This is a genomic window from Gordonia sp. SCSIO 19800, assembly GCF_018132775.1.
Classification (GTDB): Bacteria; Actinomycetota; Actinomycetes; order Mycobacteriales; family Mycobacteriaceae; genus Gordonia; species Gordonia hongkongensis.
Genome location: NZ_JAGRQM010000001.1, coordinates 198,102 through 219,306 on the forward strand (window position 1 = coordinate 198,102; position 21,205 = coordinate 219,306).

The 21,205-nt window shown below is 67.0% G+C and carries 22 protein-coding genes and 1 pseudogene; 13 read left to right on the top strand and 10 right to left on the bottom strand.

The window, feature by feature from the left end; all coding sequences use genetic code 11:
- Nucleotides 1–113: 113 nt before the first annotated feature.
- The 3 genes and pseudogenes from KB201_RS00880 to upp form a co-directional block, all read right to left on the bottom strand.
- Nucleotides 114–1,373, bottom strand: coding sequence for an HNH endonuclease signature motif containing protein (locus KB201_RS00880; protein WP_211538159.1), 1,260 nt, complete (start codon nt 1,371–1,373; stop codon nt 114–116).
- 117 nt (nt 1,374–1,490) lie between these two features.
- Nucleotides 1,491–2,373, bottom strand: a pseudogene (locus KB201_RS00885) (integrase core domain-containing protein).
- Nucleotides 2,374–2,450: 77 nt separating this feature from the next.
- Nucleotides 2,451–3,080, bottom strand: coding sequence for a uracil phosphoribosyltransferase (upp, locus tag KB201_RS00890; protein WP_058250653.1), 630 nt, complete (start codon nt 3,078–3,080; stop codon nt 2,451–2,453).
- 119 nt (nt 3,081–3,199) lie between these two features.
- Between upp and KB201_RS00895 the strand changes: the two genes are divergently transcribed.
- The 3 genes from KB201_RS00895 (at nt 3,200) to KB201_RS00905 (ending at nt 5,944) form a co-directional block, all read left to right on the top strand.
- Nucleotides 3,200–3,574: a type VII secretion target gene (locus KB201_RS00895; protein ID WP_068971760.1), complete on the top strand. Its 375-nt coding sequence runs from the start codon at nt 3,200–3,202 to the stop codon at nt 3,572–3,574.
- On the top strand, nt 3,571–4,530 hold the full coding sequence (locus KB201_RS00900) for a C40 family peptidase (RefSeq protein ID WP_211538160.1): 960 nt from the start codon (nt 3,571–3,573) through the stop codon (nt 4,528–4,530). The genes KB201_RS00895 and KB201_RS00900 overlap by 4 nt, the downstream gene beginning before the upstream one ends.
- Nucleotides 4,531–4,654: 124 nt before the next feature.
- Nucleotides 4,655–5,944: a primosomal protein gene (locus KB201_RS00905; RefSeq protein WP_211538161.1), complete on the top strand. Its 1,290-nt coding sequence runs from the start codon at nt 4,655–4,657 to the stop codon at nt 5,942–5,944.
- A 44-nt stretch (nt 5,945–5,988) separates the two neighbouring features.
- Here KB201_RS00905 and KB201_RS00910 read toward each other — a convergent pair whose 3' ends face one another.
- The 3 genes from KB201_RS00910 to KB201_RS00920 are packed head-to-tail and all read right to left on the bottom strand — an operon-like array spanning nt 5,989 to nt 8,854.
- Nucleotides 5,989–7,119 carry an adenosine deaminase gene (locus KB201_RS00910; protein ID WP_068971758.1) on the bottom strand — a complete coding sequence of 377 codons (1,131 nt, stop codon included), beginning with the start codon at nt 7,117–7,119 and terminating at the stop codon, nt 5,989–5,991.
- The gene (locus KB201_RS00915) at nt 7,116–8,453 is read right to left on the bottom strand and encodes a thymidine phosphorylase (RefSeq protein ID WP_211538162.1); all 1,338 of its coding nucleotides are present in this window, start codon (nt 8,451–8,453) and stop codon (nt 7,116–7,118) included. The genes KB201_RS00910 and KB201_RS00915 overlap by 4 nt, the downstream gene beginning before the upstream one ends.
- Nucleotides 8,450–8,854 carry a cytidine deaminase gene (locus KB201_RS00920; protein WP_058250658.1) on the bottom strand — a complete coding sequence of 135 codons (405 nt, stop codon included), beginning with the start codon at nt 8,852–8,854 and terminating at the stop codon, nt 8,450–8,452. The genes KB201_RS00915 and KB201_RS00920 overlap by 4 nt, the downstream gene beginning before the upstream one ends.
- Nucleotides 8,855–9,078: 224 nt before the next feature.
- Between KB201_RS00920 and sdhC the strand changes: the two genes are divergently transcribed.
- Genes sdhC through KB201_RS00940 form a run of 4 tightly spaced genes read left to right on the top strand, consistent with a single transcriptional unit; the run spans nt 9,079 to nt 12,508 of the window.
- Nucleotides 9,079–9,483 (top strand): succinate dehydrogenase, cytochrome b556 subunit, encoded by a 405-nt coding sequence (sdhC, locus tag KB201_RS00925; protein WP_058250873.1) that lies wholly within the window; start codon nt 9,079–9,081, stop codon nt 9,481–9,483.
- 12 nt (nt 9,484–9,495) lie between these two features.
- Complete coding sequence (locus KB201_RS00930; RefSeq protein ID WP_058250659.1) at nt 9,496–9,951, top strand: succinate dehydrogenase hydrophobic membrane anchor subunit; 456 nt, start codon at nt 9,496–9,498, stop codon at nt 9,949–9,951.
- Nucleotides 9,952–9,965: 14 nt separating this feature from the next.
- Nucleotides 9,966–11,720: a succinate dehydrogenase flavoprotein subunit gene (sdhA, locus tag KB201_RS00935; RefSeq protein WP_058250660.1), complete on the top strand. Its 1,755-nt coding sequence runs from the start codon at nt 9,966–9,968 to the stop codon at nt 11,718–11,720.
- Nucleotides 11,720–12,508, top strand: a complete 789-nt coding sequence (locus KB201_RS00940; RefSeq protein ID WP_058250661.1) for a succinate dehydrogenase iron-sulfur subunit — start codon at nt 11,720–11,722, stop codon at nt 12,506–12,508. Before sdhA ends, KB201_RS00940 begins: the two co-directional genes overlap by 1 nt.
- Before the next feature lie 42 nt (nt 12,509–12,550).
- Here KB201_RS00940 and KB201_RS00945 read toward each other — a convergent pair whose 3' ends face one another.
- Nucleotides 12,551–13,129, bottom strand: a complete 579-nt coding sequence (locus KB201_RS00945; RefSeq protein WP_058250662.1) for a TetR/AcrR family transcriptional regulator — start codon at nt 13,127–13,129, stop codon at nt 12,551–12,553.
- 164 nt (nt 13,130–13,293) lie between these two features.
- Between KB201_RS00945 and KB201_RS00950 the strand changes: the two genes are divergently transcribed.
- The 4 genes from KB201_RS00950 (at nt 13,294) to KB201_RS00965 (ending at nt 17,179) form a co-directional block, all read left to right on the top strand.
- Nucleotides 13,294–14,499: a cytochrome P450 gene (locus tag KB201_RS00950; protein WP_058250663.1), complete on the top strand. Its 1,206-nt coding sequence runs from the start codon at nt 13,294–13,296 to the stop codon at nt 14,497–14,499.
- A 47-nt stretch (nt 14,500–14,546) separates the two neighbouring features.
- Complete coding sequence (locus tag KB201_RS00955) at nt 14,547–15,026, top strand: hypothetical protein (protein WP_223258988.1); 480 nt, start codon at nt 14,547–14,549, stop codon at nt 15,024–15,026.
- Nucleotides 15,027–15,099: 73 nt separating this feature from the next.
- On the top strand, nt 15,100–15,879 hold the full coding sequence (locus KB201_RS00960) for a type 1 glutamine amidotransferase (RefSeq protein ID WP_058250664.1): 780 nt from the start codon (nt 15,100–15,102) through the stop codon (nt 15,877–15,879).
- A 10-nt stretch (nt 15,880–15,889) separates the two neighbouring features.
- The gene (locus KB201_RS00965; protein ID WP_078112204.1) at nt 15,890–17,179 is read left to right on the top strand and encodes a D-alanyl-D-alanine carboxypeptidase family protein; all 1,290 of its coding nucleotides are present in this window, start codon (nt 15,890–15,892) and stop codon (nt 17,177–17,179) included.
- Between the two features lie 21 nt (nt 17,180–17,200).
- Here the strand turns inward: KB201_RS00965 and KB201_RS00970 are convergent, their stop codons facing one another.
- The 3 genes from KB201_RS00970 to KB201_RS00980 are packed head-to-tail and all read right to left on the bottom strand — an operon-like array spanning nt 17,201 to nt 20,266.
- Nucleotides 17,201–18,301, bottom strand: coding sequence for a YhjD/YihY/BrkB family envelope integrity protein (locus KB201_RS00970; RefSeq protein WP_078112072.1), 1,101 nt, complete (start codon nt 18,299–18,301; stop codon nt 17,201–17,203).
- Between the two features lie 49 nt (nt 18,302–18,350).
- Nucleotides 18,351–19,406 carry a tryptophan--tRNA ligase gene (trpS, locus tag KB201_RS00975; protein ID WP_058250876.1) on the bottom strand — a complete coding sequence of 352 codons (1,056 nt, stop codon included), beginning with the start codon at nt 19,404–19,406 and terminating at the stop codon, nt 18,351–18,353.
- A 23-nt stretch (nt 19,407–19,429) separates the two neighbouring features.
- Entirely contained in the window at nt 19,430–20,266 is an 837-nt protein-coding gene (locus KB201_RS00980; protein WP_078112073.1) for an exodeoxyribonuclease III, read from the bottom strand.
- A 149-nt stretch (nt 20,267–20,415) separates the two neighbouring features.
- On the opposite strand from KB201_RS00980, the gene KB201_RS00985 reads away from it, so the two are divergent.
- Together KB201_RS00985 and bfr are read left to right on the top strand one after the other, a co-directional pair.
- Nucleotides 20,416–20,598 (top strand): bacterioferritin-associated ferredoxin, encoded by a 183-nt coding sequence (locus KB201_RS00985; RefSeq protein WP_058250667.1) that lies wholly within the window; start codon nt 20,416–20,418, stop codon nt 20,596–20,598.
- 100 nt (nt 20,599–20,698) lie between these two features.
- On the top strand, nt 20,699–21,184 hold the full coding sequence (gene bfr / locus KB201_RS00990; protein ID WP_058250877.1) for a bacterioferritin: 486 nt from the start codon (nt 20,699–20,701) through the stop codon (nt 21,182–21,184).
- Nucleotides 21,185–21,205: the final 21 nt, after the last annotated feature.

Genomic DNA, 21,205 nt, shown 5'->3' on the forward strand with positions numbered 1-21,205 from the left:
ACGTTCCGGTCTCGTACGGGCGGTTGCCGCTGGGGTGACACTGTTGAGTTGTCAAGGGACAGGTTCGGTCCCGGGTGTGGCCCGGGTGCGGAAGGTGCTGCGCGAAGGTGTGGTCAGGCGGCGTCGTCGAGTCGCATGGTGCGTCGGTTGTAGGCGGGTAGTGGCCGGCGGTGCGGGTCGATCGACGCGGGTGGGATGAGCCACGGGTGCCGGTCGTAACCAATGACGATGTCCCAGCCGTGGTGGTGGACCTGGGTGTGGCAGCGTTGGCAGAGCAGGCAGCCGTTGTCGAGGTCGGTGGGTCCGCCGTCGGCCCATGACCGGATGTGGTGGACTTGGGTATGTGAGGGTGGTGCACCGCATTTGATGCAGCAGGCGTCGCGCACGATGATTGCTTTGCGGAGGTGTGCCGGATACAACCGGCGGGTGTGACCCATCTGCAGCGGTACGCCCTCACGGTCGAGGATTATCTCGGTCAGGGACCCGTCGCACGACACCTTTTTGGCGGTCGCTTGGCTGACCGTCCCGGTCCACGGCAGCGTTGCCAGCTCTCCGGTCGCGGGGATCGTCAGCATCAGTTGCGTGCGCGGGGAACCAACGGTATCGATGGTCGCGCCGATCGCGGCTTGGTCGAGGATCAACTCGAAAGCGTCGGCGCGGCGTTGCTCGGCGGTGCGACGATCCTCGGCTCCGTCGGGTTCGGGTTTTGGGCAGGAGCGTTCGTCGATCATGGCCAGGAACTTCTCGCCGACCACCTGGGTGAGATCGGCACGGACCTCGACGCGGCCGTCGTCGGTGGTGTGTGCGTTGACCGAGTTCAGCGATGGGTCGTCGGCCGCCGGTACACCGGTGTCAGAGTCGTCGCAGAGTGTGTTGCCGATGGCTCGAGCGTGCTTGAGTACTTCAGTCGGTGTCGCGCCCGACAGCGCCTGGGCGACGAGCTCGCTCTCATGCCGGGTGCGATCGTCGTCGGAAAGCCCTTCGTGACAACGTTTCTCGATCTCGTTCACCCCGCGCACGATGGCGTCGACGATCTCGCCAGCCAGTCTCCCGTCGGCCGCGTGACGCGCCACCACGGGCAGCGTCGGTAGGGCGTTGACACTTCGCACGGTGCGAAGAGCAGCGGCAGGTGCGTGGCCGCTTTCGATCAGCAACTTCTTGGTGGTACTGCCGGCTTTCTGCGCGACGCCGAGTTCGTCGAGTTGCGCTGCGTGGGTGACGATCTGATGATCAGCAAGGTTGCGGATCAGGCGCCATGTGTCGAGGGCGTCGAATGTTGCTCTGCCGGTGGGGTCGTCGGCGGGTGGGGTGGTCTCGATGAGTTGATCGAGGAGAGTGGCTAGCTCTGACATGACTCCAAGGTACAGGAACATCCATTCGATTACGAGAAAACTCCACAAGCCCAGAAATTACGAAACCAATGACTGTGCAGCGCTTTTCGTCCACCGTGCGTTTGCAGTGCGTGGATCGATGACAGTGGTGAACTTCAGTCACACCCGTTTCGGAATTCGTTCTTCCAACGGTGTTCTTGCCGCGGACTCGCTGTAGCCCCGGTGAAGTTGTGGACGCGTAGGCGTTCGGGCGAATCCGCCGATACCGGTGTGGATTCGGTGGTTTTCGTAGTCGTGCAGCCAGTCGTCGTAGGTCGCCGCTCGGGCGGCCTCAGTGGTGTAGACCTCGCGTAGGCCCTTTCCGAGGCGAGCAACCGGTGGAAGCGTTCAACTCTGTTGTGGTCTGTGGCCGGTACAGACGGGTCTCTGGTGCGCGATCTCATGGCCGAGGGCATGCGCGGAAAGCCCTGGGCGGCAACTGCCGCCGTAGTCGGTCAACAACTCTTGTCCGTGATGCCGTGCGCGTGGAAGAAGGGCGTGCCCGGCCCCAGAATTGCGTATCGGTCTCTGTGCGTTCGTCGGTGAGGATCTCGGAGTACGCAGCCGAGTGTGGTCGTCGACGATATGGAGGCCTCCGGGAGCGCCGTGATCTAAGCGGCGCGGTGGGGTTCGGCGTACCGGCAGCGCGGTGGCCTGGGCGAGGTGTCGCAACAGTGGCATCCCGTATCGGCGCAGCACCGCCTCGACGGTCGATCTCGCAGCAGTAGATGCGTGGCAATAGGAGCTGCGTCCCGGCGGGGAGATAGGCGTAGCTCGATGATTCGACGTTCACGTCGCACCGGGGTTCGTTGGGTGACAGGTGGGGCGGCTGGAGTGATCTGTCATGCCGGCTTCGCCGTGAACGCGGTAGCCGTCGACCCGTTTCTCGGCCGTCGCTCGAGCATTCAAACCGTCCGGCGGCCCACCGCAGCGGCCGTCCGTGATCGGTGATCGACGAAGCATCCTGCCAGTACCAGACGGCGGCGTTCGGCGAAAAGAACATCAGGGCGGGTCATGAGGGCCTTTGAATGACGACGTGTGGCTTGTCTCAGCGACGTGCCGCGCGAGGTTCAGCCATACTCACGAATACCTCGGACCGAACTGCCGGTCGCCCGCGTCACCGAGACCGGGCACGATGTAGTTGACCTCGTTGAGCCCGTCGTCCACGGCAGCCACGACGAGCCGGCACGGGTGACCGGAATTCTCCAGCGCCGCAACCCCTTCAGGTGCGGCGACGACACACACGGCGGTGATGTCGGTGGCATTGCGGGCGACCAGCAACTCGATGGTGTGGAGCATGGAGCCGCCGGTGGCGAGCATGGGGTCGAGGACGAACACCGGCCGTCCCGACAGGTCCTCCGGCAGCGACTCCAGGTACGGCACGGGTTGTGCGGTCTCCTCGTCGCGGGCGAGGCCCACGAAACCGACATGCGCCTCGGGCACCATCGCGTGCGCCTGCTCGACCATCCCGAGGCCGGCCCGCAGGACCGGGACCAGGAGAGGCGGGGATGCCAGCCTCGATCCCGTGTGCGCGGTCATCGGCGTGTTGATCGCGACGTCGGCGCGCGGCGCACCGGCAAGCGCCTCGTAGATCAGCATCTGGGTGAGGTCGGACAGCGCAGCCCGGAATCCGGCGTTGTCGGTGGTCTCGTCACGCATCGTGGTCAGACGCGCGGCTGCGAGGGGATGGTCGACGATCAGGGACTCCATGCCGACACCCTATTTCCTCCCCGGCGCTCGCGTGCCGCTTGGGCGAGCTCCACCACGCCGGTCTGGGTCGCCGCGAGAATTTGATGGAACCCAACGGGGCCGCGCCGCGTCGAAAACCCATGAGCCCGTCCTCCCCCCATCCCTATCCCGCACCCACCCGGCCAGGCCCGGACACAGGTGGCCGACTGTTCGCCGATTCGTCTGCGCTGCACGAGTTCTCCGGCGCACACCGCACGAACGCCCAGATGCTCGAGGGCGGGACCGGCAGCGACGACGCCGCCGTGGTCGAACTAGCCATCACCTTCGGTCTCATCGGCATCGAGTTCCTCACCGCCGTCGTCGAGTTCCTCGACCTGCACCGTCGCACCATCGAGGCCGCGACGGCGCGCGAGGAACGCGTCGGACTCACGACGAGCTCGGCCGCAACGTCCTACGCCGACTGCGACTGCGCCGCCGCCGACCGGATCGCGACGGCCGGTGAGCTGACGCTGTGATCCCCGTCGAACTCCTCATCGAGCCACTGCGGCAACTGATCGCCGCGCTGGGGACCGGCATCCTGGCACCGGGCAACCCCGCCGAGCAGGTCCGGACCGTAGCGGGCACCGTCGAGTCGGTGCGCCAGCGGTCGACGTCGGCCGCCGAGTCCGTCCGCACGCGGTGGGACGGAGCCGGGGCCGCCGGAGCCGCAGCCGCGACCGCGGCGAACCAGCGCCGACTCACCGAACTCACCGAATGCGCCGCCCAGTTCGGCCGGCTCGTCGAGAGCGCCGGCCGTACCGTCCACATGGCGTCGACCGCGCTGAACGGCCTCGTGGACTCCCTGGAACGGCATGTCCGTGGCCTCAACGGCGGATTGGCCACTCCGGCAGTCCTTCTCGCGGTCCTGCCGATCGCCGTCGAGCATCTGAGCCGCGGCGTGGAGATCATCGGTCGTGCTCGCGCCGAGCTCGGCTCCGACACCGAGGCGATGGCCGCCCTGGCCCGCCGCACGGCGCCGGCCGAGATGGTCGGAGTCGCAGGCGGCGACGCCGCCAGACTGTCGCCCGTCCCCACGCCCGGCGGCGTCCCCATCACGCTGCCCGACGGCTCGGTCGCCCACGCTCCGAACGAACGCGCGGCGACCGCGGTGCGGGCCGCGCTGAGTCAACGCGGGGTGCCCTATGTCTGGGGCGGGACGACGCCCGACGGATTCGACTGCAGCGGCTTCACACAGTGGGCCTACCGGCAGGCCGGGCTCGAAATCCCCCGCCTCGCCCAGGAGCAGGACACCGCCGGGTATCAGGTGTCCCAGGCGCAGCTGCAGCCCGGAGACCTCGCGGTGTGGTCCGGCCACGTGGCGATGTACATCGGCAATGGTCAAATGATCGAAGCCGGTGACCCCGTAGGCGTCTCGCCGGTGCGAACCTCGAACCTCGACCAGGCATTCGAAGGATTCTTCCGTCCACGATGAGAGCCGCGCCGATGGTCGCACCCGCGGGCGAGTCAGGAGTTCATCGAAAAGTCGTCGGCACACCACCGACCGTCTGTGGGGGCACTACTGGATCCGCCGCCGACAATCGCTAGGCTGTGTCCCCATGGCCGGAGACATCGTCCCGATTGAGCTCGGACTCACCGACGGAAACAGCTTCACCCTGTGGGCACCCCGCTGGCGTGAGGGCGATGACGAATGGGAGGCCTTCCTCGGACTGGACGAGGACCTGTACGTCCTGCCCTCTGTCGCCGAGCTCGCCGCGTTCATCCGCACCAACGAGGACAACGATCTCGTCGAGCATCCGGCGTGGTCGACCGTGGTCGGCCTGCAGGCCGATGAACTGGTCCCCGACGAGCGCCACAGCTACGACCTCGTCGGCGTACCCGAGCTCGCCGCGGAGGACCCCACCGCCGAGGTCATCGCCGAACTCGAAGACGCACTCGAGATCGTGCGCATCCTCGGTGAGGTCTGCGAACTGACACCGGTCACCAAGTTCTTCAACGGCAACCCGATCCTGGGCGCCGTCACCACCGGCACACGCAACTTCGACGGCCGCGAGGGCACCGACCTCTGGGTGCGCATCGGCCGGCTCATCGCCAAGCACTGGGATGACGTGCTCGATGCCATCGACGGTGTCATCAGCACACCGAAGGTGGACGCCAAGGCCGTCGAGACCGCCGAGGCCGAACTCGAGGCCGCCGCGTCCGCCGAGGACGAGGACGAGCCGACCGACGATGACATCGAGATCGTCGGTGCCCCCGACGCCGAGTCCTCGGACGCCGCCGACGACGATGACCTCGAAGAGGACACGGACGACGAGGACGAGGACGACTACGACGACGACGATTTCTGGGCGTCGGTCGGCATCGACCCGATCAAGATCGTCACCAGCGCGAACGAGTACCTGACACTGCGGTGCTATCTCGGAGACGACCCGGTGTTCCTCGGCACCAAGGGCAAGATCTTCGTGTTCACCTCGGCGCGCTCGCTCTCGCGGTTCCTCGCCGACGACAACACGCATGACCTCGCCGACCTGTCCACGTTCGACGAGGTCCGCACCGAGGCGACCAACGGATCCCTCGAGTTCGACGTCATCGACGACAACGTCTACGTCCTGCCGGGTCTCGCCGACGACATCGCCGACGGCCCCCGCCGAATGGATCGCGACCAGCTCGACCTCGCCGTCGAACTCTTCACCGACGCAGCCGACTACGCCGGTGACAACACGGTCTCCGAGGCCCTCGGCACCACCACCCCGCTGGGATGGTTCGTCGACTACACCGTCAACCCCGACCCCAAGCGCATGGCGCCCAGCGGTCCGTTCGACAACGAGGCCGAGGCGTGGCGCGCGCTCGAGCACGACTTCGAGGCCCGGCTCACCAAGAAGGGCTGACGGGCGCAGTCCTCTCCGCCCATAACCGGCCGCGACGGTGCTGCTCAGCCGAGCAGCACCGCGTAGCCGGGCTTGATCACGTCGTCGATGAACGCCAGCCGCTCGTCGAAGTGGATGAACGCCGACTTCATCGCGTTCACCGTGAACCGTTCGAAATCCGCCCAGCCGTAGCCGAACCGATCGGCGAGCAGGCCGAATTCCTTGCTCATGGTGGTGTCGGACATCAGTCGGTTGTCGGTGTTCACCGTCACCCGGAACCGTAGGCGCGCCAACACGTTGAACGGATGCTCGGCGAGTGAACCGACCGCCCCGGTCTGCACATTCGAACTCGGGCACAGCTCCAGCGGAATCCGCTTGTCCCGCACGATGTTCGCCACCTGACCCAGCCGCGCACCCGCGAACGAGTGCGCCGCGAGATCGACCCCCTCCGGGAGTTCGATGTCGTCGAAGACGCGGACGCCGTGACCCAACCGGTCCGTCCCGCAGAAGCCGATGGCCTCGTGGATCGACGGCAGCCCGAATGCCTCGCCGGCGTGGATGGTGAAGGGCGCACAGTTGGCCCGCATGTATTCGAAGGCGTCGAGATGGCGGGTCGGCGGATGCCCCGCCTCGGCGCCGGCGATGTCGAAACCGACGACACCCCGGTCCCGGTAGCGGACCGCGAGTTCGGCGATCTCGCGTGACCGGGCGGCGTGGCGCATCGCGGTGACCAGGCACCGCACGGTGATCGTCCGGCCCCGCTCGGCCGCGACCGCCTCGCCCTCGGCGAAGCCCCGCAGCACCGCCTCGACGACCTCGTCGAGGGTCAGCCCGCCTTCGAGATGCTGTTCGGGCGCATAACGCACCTCGGCGTACACGACCCCGTCGGCGGCGAGGTCCTCCACGCACTCGCGCGCGACGCGTTCCAACCCGCCGACGGTCTGCATCACCGCGACCGTATGCGAGAAGGTCTCGAGGTAGCGCTCGAGCGAGCCGCTGTCGGCCGCACGTCGGAACCACTGCCCGAGCGTCTCGGCGTCGTCGATCTGCCTGCCGTTCTCATCCGCCGGGAGGCCGTCGTATCCCACCTCGTGGGCCAACTCGAGGACCGTCGCGGGCCGGAGTCCGCCGTCGAGGTGGTCGTGGAGGAGCACCTTCGGGGCGAGGGAGATGTTCGCCGGGGTCAGCGTCGTCATGATGGAAACCTAACGCGGTCGATGATCAGTGGACGGGTGCGCGCGCCGCCCGCGTGTTCGGCGGAGTCGGGCCCCACGGTCGTCGCCCCGGCCAGGCAGGAGCGGGCTCCGGGGATCCGGTCCTCATCCTGCGTGTGGAGGGTGAACAGCGGTTGACCGGCTCGGACACGATCACCGGGCTTCGCATGGATGGTCACTCCCGCCTCTGCCGCGACCGCCTCCCCCGGCTGCGATCGGCCGCCGCCGAGTCGCCACGCGGCGTCGCCGACCGCGCGCGCGTCCATCTCGGTGACGATGCCGTCGCCCGACGCGGTCACGGTGTCGTGGTGGCGCGCCGTCGGCAGGGGCGCATCGGGGTCGCCACCTTGCGCCGCGATCATCGCCCGCCACGTGTCCATCGCCCGGCCGTCGGCGAGATGGGTTGCGGGGTCGGCGTCGACGAGCCCAGCGGCGTCGAGCATCTCCCGGGCGAGGGCCAGGGTCAGTTCGACGACGTCGGCGGGTCCGCCGCCGGCGAGTACCTCCACCGACTCGGCCACCTCAACGGCGTTGCCGATCGCGAGTCCGAGCGGTGTGCCCATGTCGGTGATGACCGCACGGGTGTCGACACCGGCGTCGTGACCGAGTTCGACCATGGTCGACGCCAGTTCGCGCGCGTCGTCCTCGTCGGGCAGGAAGGCACCCGACCCGGTCTTGACGTCGAGGACCAGCGCACCGGTGCCCTCGGCGATCTTCTTGCTCATGATCGACGACGCCAGCAGCGGAATGGACTCGACCGTGCCCGTGACATCGCGCAGGGCGTAGAGCTTGCGATCGGCGGGTGCCAGGTCGGCGCCTGCGGCACAGATGACCGCGCCGACCCGCTCGAGCTGGTCGAGCATGTCAGACGTGCTCACCTCGGCCCGCCACCCCGGGATGGACTCCAGCTTGTCGAGCGTCCCACCGGTGTGACCGAGCCCCCGACCGGACAGCTGCGGCACCGCGACACCGAACGACGCGACGAGCGGCGTGAGCGGGAGGGTGATCTTGTCCCCGACGCCGCCGGTGGAGTGTTTGTCCACGGTGGCCAGCGGCCGCCCGTCCCGCTGCAGACCGGACAGGTCCATCCGGCGCCCGCTGTCGATCATCGCGTGCGTCCAGGACGCGATCTCACGGCGATTCATCCCGCGCAGATATATGGCCATCAGCAATGCCGACATCTGTTCCGCCGCCACCTCGCCGCGGGTGTAGCCGTCGACCATCCACGCGATCTGTGCGTCGGCGAGTTCGTGTCCGCCCCGCTTGGTGGCGATCACCGACACCGCGTGGATGATCTCCCGGGCGTCGACCGTCATGAACGGACCGCCTCGAGATCGTCGGGTCCGAAGGCATCGGGAAGCAGCTCGGCGAGCATCCGGGGACCACCGGGGTGGTCGACGAGGAGCTCGCGCCCGCCGTGTTCGAGCAGGACCTGTCGGCACCGTCCGCACGGCATCAGAACCGCCCCGCGGGCGTCGCAGACGCTGACCGCCCGCAGCGCTCCGCCTCCGTCGTTCACCAGGGCCGCGACCAGTGCGACCTCGGCGCAGATACCCAGGCCATATGAGACATTTTCCACATTGCAACCGGCGACGACACCGCCCTCGGCTGTGATCCCGGCGGCGCCCACCGGGTACCGGGAGTAGGGTGCGTAAGCACGACCGATCATCGATCTGGCCTTGTCCCGCAACACATCCCAATCGATTTCTGTAACCACGTGGATCTCCTGTCGCCCGGCGTCATCGGCCGTTCATCCGGATTTCATCACCGCAAAGCTTGGGTAAGGCAAACCTAAGTCGTAATGTCTTGTCGCCCAGATCGGTTCGGGCAATTTACCACCGGAATGTGCATGGGTTTAGAGTCTCTTCGTATGGGTCCATGGTCGAGTCGGAGCATGCCGATTCGACGCGTCCATCGACGATGTTGGAGGCCACTTTCCCGATGAGCACCTCGACCGAAGTCGCACCCGACCCGGTGCGCAGACGATCTCTTTATCGCGGCGATCCCGGCATGTGGTCGTGGGTCCTGCACCGCATCACCGGCGTCACGATCTTCTTCTTCCTCTTCGTACACGTGCTCGACACCGCGGTCATCCGAGTCGACCCCAATCAGTACGACGAGATCATCGAGACCTACAAGACGCCGATCATCGGTCTCATGGAGATTGCCCTGGTCGCGTGCGTCCTGTTCCACGCCTTCAACGGTGTGCGCCTGATCCTCGTGGACTTCTGGTCCAAGGGACCCAAGTACCAGCGACAGATGCTGTGGGTGGCCATGACCCTGTTCGTCATCGTCTTCGGTGCCGGCACGGTCCGCCTGCTGCAGATCATGTTCAGCCACCTGTAGGAGACACCAGAGATGACCACCTCGGAAGCCACCGGTGTCGCCAAGACCCTCGGTACTCAGCACGACCGTCCCGCGAGCCTGGACAACCCGCGCTCGCCCCGCAAGCCCAAGGGCGGCAACTTCGAGAAGAACGCATGGCTGTTCATGCGGTTCTCCGGGCTGCTGCTCGTCGTCCTGACGATCGGCCACATGTTCATCATGCTGGCCTGGGACGGCGGCGTGCACCGCATCGACTCCTCGTTCGTCGCCGCGCGGTGGAGCTCACCCTTCTGGCAGATCTGGGACCTCACCATGCTGTGGCTGGCCCAACTGCACGGCGGCAACGGTGTGCGCACCGTCATCGCCGACTACTCCCGCAAGGACTCGACCCGTTTCTGGCTGAACGTGCTGCTCGCCGTGTCGATGATCCTCGTCCTCACGATGGGCACCTACGCCCTCCTGACCTTCGACGTCAACAGCGTCGGCTAAAGGAGACCCACAACATGCAGGAACATCGCTACGACGTCGTCATCGTGGGCGCCGGCGGCGCAGGCATGCGCGCGGCGATCGAAGCCGCCCCTCGGGCCCGCACCGCGGTGCTGACCAAGCTGTACCCGACCCGCAGCCACACCGGCGCGGCCCAGGGCGGCATGTGTGCGGCACTCGCCAACGTCGAGGAAGACAACTGGGAGTGGCACACCTTCGACACCGTCAAGGGTGGTGACTACCTCGCCGATCAGGATGCCGTCGAGATCATGGCCAAGGAGGCCATCGACGCGGTGCTCGATCTCGAGAAGATGGGCCTGCCCTTCAACCGGACACCCGAGGGCAAGATCGATCAGCGACGCTTCGGCGGCCACACCCGCGATCACGGCAAGTCCCCGGTCCGGCGGGCCTGCTACGCCGCCGACCGCACCGGCCACATGATCCTGCAGACGCTCTACCAGAACTGCGTCAAGCACGACGTCGAGTTCTTCAACGAGTTCTACGCCCTCGACATCTGCCTCACGGAGAACGAGAAGGGCGAGCAGGTCGCGACCGGTGTCGTCGCCTACGAGCTCGCGACCGGCGAGATCCACGTCTTCCACGCCAAGTCGATCGTGTTCGCCACCGGCGGCTCGGGCCGTATGTACAAGACGACCTCGAACGCGCACACGCTGACCGGCGACGGCATGGGCATCATCTTCCGCAAGGGCCTGCCCCTCGAGGACATGGAGTTCCACCAGTTCCATCCGACGGGTCTCGCGGGGCTCGGCATCCTCATCTCGGAGGCGGTCCGCGGTGAGGGCGGCATCCTGCGCAACGCCGACGGCGAGCGTTTCATGGAGCGCTACGCCCCCACCATCAAGGACCTCGCGCCGCGCGACATCGTGGCCCGGTCGATGGTGCTCGAGGTGCTCGAAGGTCGCGGTGCCGGCCCGAACAAGGACTACGTCTACATCGACGTGACCCACCTCGGCGAGGACGTCCTCAACGAGAAGCTCCCCGACATCACCGAGTTCGCCCGTACCTACCTCGGCGTCGACCCGGTCACCGAGTACGTGCCGGTGTTCCCCACCTGTCACTACGTCATGGGCGGCATCCCGACCAACATCAACGGTCAGGTGCTGCGCAACAACGACGAGGTCGTCCACGGCCTGTACGCCGCCGGCGAGTGTGCGTGCGTGTCGGTCCACGGAGCCAACCGGCTGGGCACCAACTCGCTGCTCGACATCAACGTCTTCGGACGACGCGCGGGAATCGCGGCCGCGGACTACGCGAACTCGGCCGAGTTCGCCGAGCTCCCCGAGACGCCCACCGAGATGGTCGACTCGTGGCTCGAGCTGCTGCTCAGCGACCACGGACACGAGCGCGTCGCCGACATCCGTACCGAGCTGCAGGCCTCGATGGACGCGAACGCCTCGGTGTTCCGCACCGAGGAGACCCTCAAGCAGGCCCTGACCGACATCCACCGGTTCAAGGAGCGCTACGCCCACATCCGAGTCCATGACAAGGGCAAGCGCTTCAACAGCGATCTCCTCGAGGCCATCGAACTCGGCTTCCTGCTGGAGATGGCGGAGGTGACGGTGGCCGGAGCCCTGAACCGCAAGGAGTCGCGCGGCGGTCACGCACGCGAGGACTACCCGGATCGTGACGACGTCAACTACAAGCGGCACACCATGGCCTACAAAAAGGGCACTGACCTCCTTTCAGACATCGAGTTGGAGTACAAGCCGGTCGTGGAAACCCGCTACGAGCCGATGGAGCGTAAGTACTGATGACATCTGTTCTGGACAAGCCCGCACCGTCTTCCGACGATCCGCCGTTGCCTCCGGTGCCCGACGAGGCCACCATGGTGACGCTCAAGATCTTCCGCTTCAACCCGGAGAATCCCGACGCCCAGGGCTTCGAGAGCTTCCGCGTCCCGGCGCTGCCGACCGACCGCCTGCTCAACCTGCTCCTGTACGTGAAGGGCTACCTGGACGGGACGCTCACGTTCCGTCGTAGTTGCGCCCACGGCGTGTGCGGGTCGGACGCGATGCGGATCAACGGCGTCAACCGTCTCGCCTGCAAGCTGCTGATGAAGGACATGCTCCCGAAGGACAAGTCCAAGGAGATCACGATCACCATCGAGCCGATCCGCGGCCTGCCGGTGGAGAAGGATCTCGTGGTCGACATGGAACCGTTCTTCGACGCGTTCCGCGCGATCAAGCCGTTCCTGATCACCTCGGGCAACGAGCCGACCCGCGAACGCATCCAGAGCCAGGCCGACCGCGCCCGGTTCGACGACACCACCAAGTGCATCCTGTGCGCCTGCTGTACGACGAGCTGCCCGGTCTTCTGGACCGAGGGTTCGTACTTCGGTCCCGCCGCGATCGTCAACGCGCACCGGTTCATCTTCGACAGCCGCGACGAGGGGGCCGTCGAGCGACTCGACATCCTCAACGACGTCGACGGTGTGTGGCGTTGCCGCACCACGTTCAACTGCACCGACGCGTGCCCGCGTGGCATTCAGGTCACCCAGGCGATCTCGGAGGTCAAGCGCGCACTCATGTTCTCGCGCTAGCCGATTCGAACTTTCTCTGCAGCCCGGCAACGGCCCGCACCCTCAGGGGTGCGGGCCGTCGTCGTCGGTGCCGGGGTCCCGACGGAAGATGCCGGCGACGATCGATTCCGCGCTCCGCGCCTCCTCGTCGGGTTCGGCGGGCCAGAGCAGCAGGGCGAGAACGGAACGGATGAGGAACCGTGCATCCGCGGGATCATCGGGGTCGACGCCGACCAGATCGGCGGCCACCGCGTGCACCGCGGGGGACGACAGGACGGTTGGCGTCGCGCCGATGAGGTTGTCGGGCCGGAGGAACTGCCGGATGACCCGGTCGCCGCGTAGTGCGCGCAGGGTCTCGATGATCGCCGTCTGGGCGCGATCGGGCCCGGTGAGATCCGCGACGGTCGCACGGATGGCGGCGAGCACCGGTGCCGACGTGGTGGCCAGCACGGACTCGATCAGCGCGGACCGACCGCCGGCATGGCGGTAGATCGTCGCCCTCGAACAGTGCGCCCGACGACCGAGCTCGTCGAGGTCGAACCCGTCGAGGCCACGGCGTGCGATGAGGGCCGCCGCGTGCGCGATCAGACGCTCGCGTGCAGCATCGTGCCGGTCTCCGTCGACCAGCCAGTCCCGGGCCATCGCTCCCCCGTTCTCATGGTGAGACGAACCATCCTGTCGATGAAGGACGTTCCAGCTGTTCACGAGGCTAGCCTGAGACACCGGATGGTGCTGTGACTTCTCACCGATCTCGACTTCGGGGATATGCGTGCGTCGACGGCCCGGGGTCGCCCACGCTGGACTCCATGGACACCACCGCCGATCCCACGACCTTCTACTCGCGTCTGCACACCGGTTCGCCCGTGCAGCGAATCGGGGATTCATCGTTCTTCGCCGTCGGCTCCTGGGACCTGATCGCCGACGCGGTCCGACGCCCGGAGGACTTCTCGTCGAACCTGACCGCCACGATGGTGTGGCACGGCGACGGCACGGTCTCGGAGTTCCCGGTCGCCGGCCTGGGCGACGCTATGCACGTCCTCGCCACCGCCGACGGGGCCAGGCACCGCGATCATCGGAAGCTCGCCATGCGGTCGGTGTCTCCGGCACGTACCCGCGAGCTCGAACCGACCATTCGTCGATACATCACGGAGGCATGGGCCGACGATCTCCGTGGTGGCCGGATCGATTGGGTTAGCGCTGTCGCGCAACGGATTCCGATGGAGGTCGCCACGGCGGTGATCGGATTGCCGGTCGCCGACCGTGCCACGCTGACCCGGTGGGCGATCGCGACGAACGTCCTGATCGACGGCGTCATCACGCCGGACCAGCTGACGACGGCAACCGCGGCGGTCGGTGAGCTGACGGCTTATCTGTCGGCGGCGATGAGCAACGCAGACAATGACACCGGCGCCGGGAGCGAAGCGAGCGGGCCGACCGCGCTGGTCGAGGTGGCACGCCGCGTCGCCGAGGGCGGTCTCGATCACGAGACCGCGGTGATGATCCTGTTCCAACTGGTCGCCGCCGGGGCCGAGTCGACCACGAGCCTGCTCAACAGTGCCGTCTGGCTGTTGGACCGCCATCCCGACGTCGTCGAACGGTTACGCAGCGACCCCGGGCTCATCCCGGTGTTCGTGGAGGAGGCCCTTCGGCTCGAGACCCCGTTTCGTGGGCATTTCCGGCACGTGGTCGCCGACACGACGCTGGGCGACTCCGCATTGCCGGCGGGGTCACATGTGTTCCTGATGTGGGGTGCCGCCAATCGGGATCCCGCGCATTTCGACGATCCCGGCGCGATCGATCTCGATCCGGCGGCGCGGCGGTCGCACCTGGCGTTCGGCAAGGGCCTGCACCTGTGTGTCGGGGCGACATTGGCACGCTTGCAGGCGCGCCTCGCGGTCGAGCATCTGCTGCGCTCCACGACCGCTTTCCGGGTCGATCTGACGCAGACGGCGTGGGAGCCCGGGGTTCTCGTCCGTCGTTTCACCACGCTGCCGCTGACGATCACCCGCTGACAGCAGAATCCCGACTTCCGCTCGCTCAGCAGCGCGATGGAACCGATATGCCGTCCGATGCGTCGAAGGAAGACCGAGGAACCCGGCCCGTCGCCGGACCGGTGATCGCCCATCGAACGGAGTACTTCATGGCCCGCGCCCTTCTGTTCCGGCTGCTGCTGACACTCGCGGTGAGTGCGCTCGCGTGCCTCCTGGTGTTCGCACCGGCCGCGGCAGCACCCACCACCGACACGCAACGCATCACGATCACGCTGATCTCCGACCACGAGCACAACGGCGCCGCAGCGTGGACGGACGCAGACGGAAGACTCCGCACACAGTCCGAAGTGCCGCTGTCGCAACGAGATCCAGACGGCAAGTTCAAGGCGTCGTTGGTGTACACGCGGGCCGCGGCCGAGGCACCGGTCGACGCGCTGTTCCAGTCCGGCGGGCGGTTCGCCCGGTGCGAGATCACCGTCGACGGTGAACGGGTCGCCGACCACACCGCGCACGGGTCCCGTCCGACGAGTTCATGTCATTCCGGTTGACGCAGCCCGGCGTGGGTTCCGACCCCGCGTCGGCGAGAGGAATCGCCACCGAGACCGTACTCTTGCACTCGTCATGAGCACCAGAACACAGCCGGTCGAGCGCCCGCGGGAGCGGTTGCGGGTCTTGGAGATCCGGCACGCGGAGTCCGAACCACCCGGCGCCTACGGACCCGCCCTGCACGCGATCACCGAGACGGCCACCCTGCGGATCTGGCGCGAACCCGCGACCGTCGATCCAGCGGATTTCGACGCCATCCTCGTTCTCGGCGGAGCGATGGGAGTCGGTGACGCGGACCGCATCCCGTGGATCGCCGACGAGATCGACCTGCTCCGCCGTGCCCGTGAACGCGGTGTGCCCATCTGGGGTGTCTGTCTGGGCGCGCAGATGCTGGCAGCGGCTCTCGGTGGCGAGGTGCACACGAGCGACATACCGGAACTCGGTGTACGCCGGGTGCGTCTCAACGACGCAGGGATGGCCGACCCGGTGTGGGGCGGGGCGGTCATCGCACCCGCACCACGCGACATCGACACAGTCCAGTGGCATTTCGACACGTTCACCCTGCCACCCGGGGCCACCCTGCTCGCGTCCTCCGACGCCTGCGTCAATCAGTTGTTCCGCGTGGACAACTGCTACGGAGTGCAGTTCCACCTCGAAGCCGGCGGCGATCTCGTCAGGGGGTGGCTGTCACACCAGGAATCACGGTCCGCGGTGGCCGAGGTCCTGGGTGAGTCGGCCACCGACCGCTTCCCGATCGACGCCGCGGCCGCCGAGAAAGTGACCGTGCCGACGGCGGAGGCAGTGATGCGGCGCTGGTTGCACGATGTCGTCGGCAGCGCACGGCCCCGCTGGTAACGTGCGGCCGATGACCCCGACGTGGACTCGTCGTACCGCGTGCGCGCTCGTCGCCGTGCTGACCGTCGGAGTGCTCGGCCTCGTCCTTCGCGTCGGCCCGGCCGTGGCCGTCCCGCTGCCGACCGTACCGCCTCCGGCGATCACCACGCCGGTCACCGATCACTGCCCGCACAAAGTCGCCACGCCTCCGGCCGTCGACGAATCCGAGGTCGTCGCACCGGGTTCGACGACCCCCACTCCCCTTCCTGTTCCCGCACCGGCCGTCGGCGGTGACCAACTCGCCGGTTGCGGGGTCATCGCCGATCCGTCGGCCGGTCCCGTTCCGCCGCGACTGACCTCCGCGGGTTGGTTGATCGCCGATCTCGAGTCCGGGCAGGTCATCGCAGCCAAGGATCCCCACGGCCGGTACCGGCCGGCGTCGACGATCAAGGTGCTGCTCGCACTGGTCGTCCTCGACGAACTCGACCTCGGCGCGCCGGTCGTGCCCACCGTCGAGGACTCGAGCACCGAGGGTGATTCCTGTGGCATGGGGCCCGGTGGTGTCTACACCGTTCGCGACGTGCTCACCGGACTCTTGCTCGTGTCCGGCAACGACTGCGCGAATGCGCTCGCGCGTCAGCTCGGCGGCGTCGACGCGACGCTCGAGAAGATGAATGACCGGGCCGCGCAGCTGGGCGCGACGGACACGCGTGCTGCCAGCCCGTCCGGACTGGACGCCGCCGGGATGTCCTCCTCGCCCTACGATCTGGCGCTGCTGTTCCGGGCCGCGATGACCGAGCCGACCTTTCGCGAGATCATCGCGATGCCCACGATCCGCTTCCCGGGTTACCCGCGGCGTCCAGATGTGCCGGGCGACAAGGATCATCCGCCCTACGACATGTACAGCACCAACCGCCTCCTCCTCGATGGGTATCCGGGAATGCTCGGCGGCAAGACCGGTTACACCGACGACGCACGGAAGACGTTCGTGGGTGCCGCCGAACGCGACGGCCAGACGGTGATCATCGTGCAGATGTTCGGCCTGTCCGTCGACGGGGATCCGTACTGGGACCAGGCGAAGGCGATGTTCGACTACGGATTCCGAACCGACCCCGCCATCTCGGTGGGCCGCCTCGTCGAGCCGTCGGCCGCGTCCGGACCGACCTCGACACCAGCGCCGACGCAGACCGAGAACCGCGCCGTCGCAACAGGTTCCGACCAGGCGTCGTCGACCTCCGTCCAGATCCTCATCGGGCTCGTGGCCGCACTCGCGGCGGTCATCCTCCTGCTCATCGGGTTGAAGCTCGCCGGACGCCGCTGATCAGACGACCAGCGCCGGAGGTCAACGCCGCCGAAGGGCTCCGATCAGCGCGGCCGCGACTGCGCCCAGTCCGACGGCGGCCGCGAGGGCGCCGGGCCGGGGCGCCGGGCTCACCTCGACCGTCGGCGAAATCTGGACCGGCCGGTGCAGTTCCGCGTCCGGCTCTTCCACCACCTGGTACTTGCTGTTGATGGGGTCGGTCGCGCACCACGCGGTGGCATACAACACGATCCGCGACGCAAGGTACGCGAAGACGAACACACCGAAGATCGGACCGAACGCCACCCCGGCCGGCGAGCCCAGGACCGACTGGAGATACAGCCCGCCAAGGGATTTCATCAGCTCGAACGCGATCGCGATGACCAGTCCGGCCTTCATGGCGTGCGTCATCGGCAGCGGCACCAGCGGTAGCCGCGCCAGCACGAAGGTGAAGAGCAGCCAGCTGGCGAACACCGACACGACGATGGCGACGGCCCGCACCACGACCGGGGCCCATGACGCGTCGTCGAGGCCCACCCAGGAGAGCATCGTGGTGGTGAGCCCGCTGTTGCCCAGCGTCGTCAGCGCCATCGTCACGGCGAAGGCCATGCCCAGCAATGCGAACGTGAGGAGATCCCACACCTTCGACAGCACGGGGTTGCGGTCGACGCGACCCCCGTACATCTCGGTGAAGGCCACCCGGACGCCGGAGATCCACCCGATCCCGGTGAAGGCGGCACCGATCAGACCGACGATCCCTACCGCGGCGCGGGAGGAGATCGCCGAATCGATGACCTCACTGAGCTGCTCGCCCATCTTGCCGGGCGCGGCGTCGACAACCGCCTGTTGCAGGTCTTCGAGCAGCTGTGGCTGATTCGCCAACACGAACGCGGCGACCGAGAACACCACCATGATGATCGGGACGAGCGCGAGGATGCCGTTGAAGCTGATGGCCGCCGCATACACGTTTCCGCGCCGGTCGTTGTAGCGTTCGACGGTCTGCACCAGGTGCTCGACGGCGGGCCACTTCTCCCGCGCCGCGGCGAAGGCCGACTTGCCCTTGTCGACGGTCGTCATCCCTTTGTCCACCGCCGATTTCGCCGTGTCCACCGGTGATCTCGCCGAGTCGCGCGCGGAGGTCATGGATCGCCTTCCTGGTCGGATCGCGGGACGGCGTCCGGCGGATGCGGTCTCACCGGCCAGGCGCCAGGAACCCCACCTTGTCATAGACCGACGCCAGCGTCTCGGAGGCGATGGCACGCGCGCGGGCCGCGCCCCGAGCCAGGATGGCGTCGAGTTCGGCCGGATCGGACAGGTACTCCTCGACCCGCCCGCGCAGCGGGGTGACGAACTCGGTCAGCACCTCCGCGGTGTCGACCTTCAGGTCGCCGTATCCCTTGCCCTCGTATTTGGCGACCAGATCGTCGACGCCGACACCGGACAGGGCCGACTGGATGGTCAGCAGGTTGGAGACACCAGGCTTATCGACGACATCGAACCGGATCTCCGAACCGGTATCGGTGACAGCCGACCGGATCTTCTTCGCCGAACGTTTCGGATCGTCGAGCAGATTGATCAGACCCTTGTCGGTCTCGGCGGATTTGCTCATCTTGGCCGTCGGGTTCTGCAGGTCGTAGATCTTGGCGAACTCGGCGACGATGTGCGCCTGGGGCACCTTCAGCACCTTGCCGAACCGGGAGTTGAATCGCTGGGCGAGGTCGCGGGTGAGTTCGAGATGCTGCCGCTGGTCCTCCCCGACCGGAACCCGATCGACCTGAAAGGCGAGGATGTCCGCGGCCATCAGGATGGGGTAGGTGAACAGGCCGACGCCCGCCGCGTCGACGCCCTGCTTGGCCGACTTGTCCTTGAACTGGGTCATCCGGCTGGCCTCGCCGAAACCGGTGATGCACGACAGGACCCACGTCAGCTGGGCGATCTCGGGGATGTGGGACTGCACATAGATCGTCGACCGCTCGGGGTCCACACCGACGGCGAGCAATTGCGCGACGCTCAGGCGGGTGCGTTCGGCGAGGACCTTGGGGTCGAACGGCACCGTGAGTGCGTGCATGTCCGGGATGAAGTAGAACGCCTCGAAGTCGTCCTGCAAGGCCACCCACTGCCGGACCGCACCGAGATAGTTCCCGAGGTGGAAGGAGTCACTCGTCGGCTGGATACCGGACAGCACACGCGGACGGGTCGGCATTGACTCGGCCGCGGGCTCTCCGTTGCGCTCTACGTCGCTGGTCATGACGCCCAGTTTGTCAGACCCGGTCACTCGTACCGCACGGTGACCGGAGCGTGGTCGGACCAGCGGAGGTCGTAGGCCGCCGCACGTTCCACCTCGGCCTTGGTCGCCCGGCCGGCCAGCATCTTGTTGGTGAGCTGATAGTCGATCCGCCATCCGGAATCGTTGTCGAAGGCCTTACCGCGCCACGACCACCACGAGTAGGGCCCGGCGTCGTCGGGAAAGAGTTCGCGCATGACGTCGCGCCACCCGGCGGCGAGCAGGTCGGCCACCCAGGCCCGTTCGTGCGGTAGGAAGCCGGGGCTCTTGAGATTGCCCTTCCAGTTCTTGATGTCGGCTTCGGCGGGCGCGATGTTCCAGTCGCCACCCACGACGACGTGGCGGCGTCGACGGACCAACCGATCCAGGTATGCGCCGAACTCACGCATGAAACGGACCTTCTCGTCGTGCTTGGCGATGTCCTTCTCGGCGTCGGAGAGCGCGGCACCCTTCGGCAGGTACAGGCTTCCCGCGGTCAGCGGTCCCAGGTCGGTGTCGACGTCGACTTCGAGATAGCGGCCGAGGTCGTCGAACTCCGCGCTCCCGAATCCGACGCGCACCGCCGACGGCGCGCTACGTGTCAGCACACCGACGCCCGCGTGACCCTTCACCGAGGACTCGCTCATCGTCAGATGCCATCCGGTGTCGAGCACCGGCACCAGCGCGTCGCGGGCGAGTTCCTCGCTCGCGCGGACCTCCTGCAGCAGGACCACATCCGGTCCAGATGTGTCGAGCCAGGGCAGCAGGCCGCGGTTGGCCTCCGATCGATGTTTGACCGCTGCGCGGATTCCGTTGACGTTCACCGTGGAGATCGTGAGTGGCACGGGGCCACATCCTACGGCGGCGGTCCGACAGCCCATCGGCCGTGATCGCGCCACTCGGACAGCGTCGATAAAAGGTAAGGCAACCCTTGTGCGGACACCCTAAAATATGTAAGCATTGCCTAATCCAGGCACGAAGGTGAGTTTCCGAGATGTTCGTTTGCATATGCCGCGCCGTCACCGTGGACGAGGTCCATGCGCACTGCGATGCGGGCGCGTACACGGTCGACGCGATCAGCGACCGCTGCGGCGCGGGCGAAGGCTGCGGGACCTGCCTGGACGAACTGCACACCATCCTGAGCGAAAGGGCGTCAACCGCGACGACCGCTGCATGACCTGACCTCCGACCCGACGAACCTCGCGCGAGACGACGCGCGGGGGGTTTTGTCGTGTTACGGTTCGAACGGACATACACGGGAAATGGGAGGCGGACAGATGCGTGGCGACCCCGAGGTCATCGACCTCCTCAACGAACAGCTCACGAGTGAGCTGACCGCGATCAACCAGTACTTCCTGCACGCGAAGATGCAGCAGAGCTGGGGTCTCACCGAGATCGCCGCGAAGACACGGGCCGAGTCGATCGAGGAGATGACTCACGCCGAGGTCCTGACCGACCGCATCCTGTTCCTCGACGCCCTGCCCAACTATCAGCGCCTGCTGCCGCTGCGTATTGGGCAGTCGATCCGGGAGCAGTTCGAGTCGGACATGTCGATCGAGGTCGAGGTGGTGGAACGACTCCGCCCCGGAATCGCGATGTGCCGGTCCAAGGGCGACATCACCAGCGCCAACCTCTTGGAGCAGATCCTCGCCGACGAAGAGGAACACATCGACTATCTCGAGACGCAACTCGAGCTGATCAACAAGCTCGGCGAGCAGCTCTACCTGTCGAAGACGATCGCCACACCGCCCACGAACGGCTGATTGCACCGACTCGACGACACG

What these genes read in the sequence shown, in the direction of transcription:
- trpS (WP_058250876.1), bottom strand. Translation starts at nt 19,406, where the DNA reads ATGACCAGCGACGTAGAGCGCAACGGAGAGCCCGCGGCCGAGTCAATG.
- KB201_RS00880 (WP_211538159.1), bottom strand. Translation starts at nt 1,373, where the DNA reads ATGTTCCTGTACCTTGGAGTCATGTCAGAGCTAGCCACTCTCCTCGAT.
- KB201_RS00985 (WP_058250667.1), top strand. Translation starts at nt 20,416, where the DNA reads ATGTTCGTTTGCATATGCCGCGCCGTCACCGTGGACGAGGTCCATGCG.
- KB201_RS00945 (WP_058250662.1), bottom strand. Translation starts at nt 13,129, where the DNA reads ATGGCCCGGGACTGGCTGGTCGACGGAGACCGGCACGATGCTGCACGC.
- KB201_RS00910 (WP_068971758.1), bottom strand. Translation starts at nt 7,119, where the DNA reads ATGACGACGCTGACCCCGGCGAACATCTCCCTCGCCCCGAAGGTGCTC.
- KB201_RS00955 (WP_223258988.1), top strand. Translation starts at nt 14,547, where the DNA reads ATGCCGTCCGATGCGTCGAAGGAAGACCGAGGAACCCGGCCCGTCGCC.
- upp (WP_058250653.1), bottom strand. Translation starts at nt 3,080, where the DNA reads ATGGAGTCCCTGATCGTCGACCATCCCCTCGCAGCCGCGCGTCTGACC.
- KB201_RS00905 (WP_211538161.1), top strand. Translation starts at nt 4,655, where the DNA reads ATGGCCGGAGACATCGTCCCGATTGAGCTCGGACTCACCGACGGAAAC.
- sdhC (WP_058250873.1), top strand. Translation starts at nt 9,079, where the DNA reads ATGAGCACCTCGACCGAAGTCGCACCCGACCCGGTGCGCAGACGATCT.
- KB201_RS00960 (WP_058250664.1), top strand. Translation starts at nt 15,100, where the DNA reads ATGAGCACCAGAACACAGCCGGTCGAGCGCCCGCGGGAGCGGTTGCGG.
- KB201_RS00915 (WP_211538162.1), bottom strand. Translation starts at nt 8,453, where the DNA reads ATGACGGTCGACGCCCGGGAGATCATCCACGCGGTGTCGGTGATCGCC.
- bfr (WP_058250877.1), top strand. Translation starts at nt 20,699, where the DNA reads ATGCGTGGCGACCCCGAGGTCATCGACCTCCTCAACGAACAGCTCACG.
- KB201_RS00895 (WP_068971760.1), top strand. Translation starts at nt 3,200, where the DNA reads ATGAGCCCGTCCTCCCCCCATCCCTATCCCGCACCCACCCGGCCAGGC.
- KB201_RS00930 (WP_058250659.1), top strand. Translation starts at nt 9,496, where the DNA reads ATGACCACCTCGGAAGCCACCGGTGTCGCCAAGACCCTCGGTACTCAG.
- KB201_RS00965 (WP_078112204.1), top strand. Translation starts at nt 15,890, where the DNA reads ATGACCCCGACGTGGACTCGTCGTACCGCGTGCGCGCTCGTCGCCGTG.
- KB201_RS00970 (WP_078112072.1), bottom strand. Translation starts at nt 18,301, where the DNA reads ATGACCTCCGCGCGCGACTCGGCGAGATCACCGGTGGACACGGCGAAA.
- KB201_RS00940 (WP_058250661.1), top strand. Translation starts at nt 11,720, where the DNA reads ATGACATCTGTTCTGGACAAGCCCGCACCGTCTTCCGACGATCCGCCG.
- sdhA (WP_058250660.1), top strand. Translation starts at nt 9,966, where the DNA reads ATGCAGGAACATCGCTACGACGTCGTCATCGTGGGCGCCGGCGGCGCA.
- KB201_RS00950 (WP_058250663.1), top strand. Translation starts at nt 13,294, where the DNA reads ATGGACACCACCGCCGATCCCACGACCTTCTACTCGCGTCTGCACACC.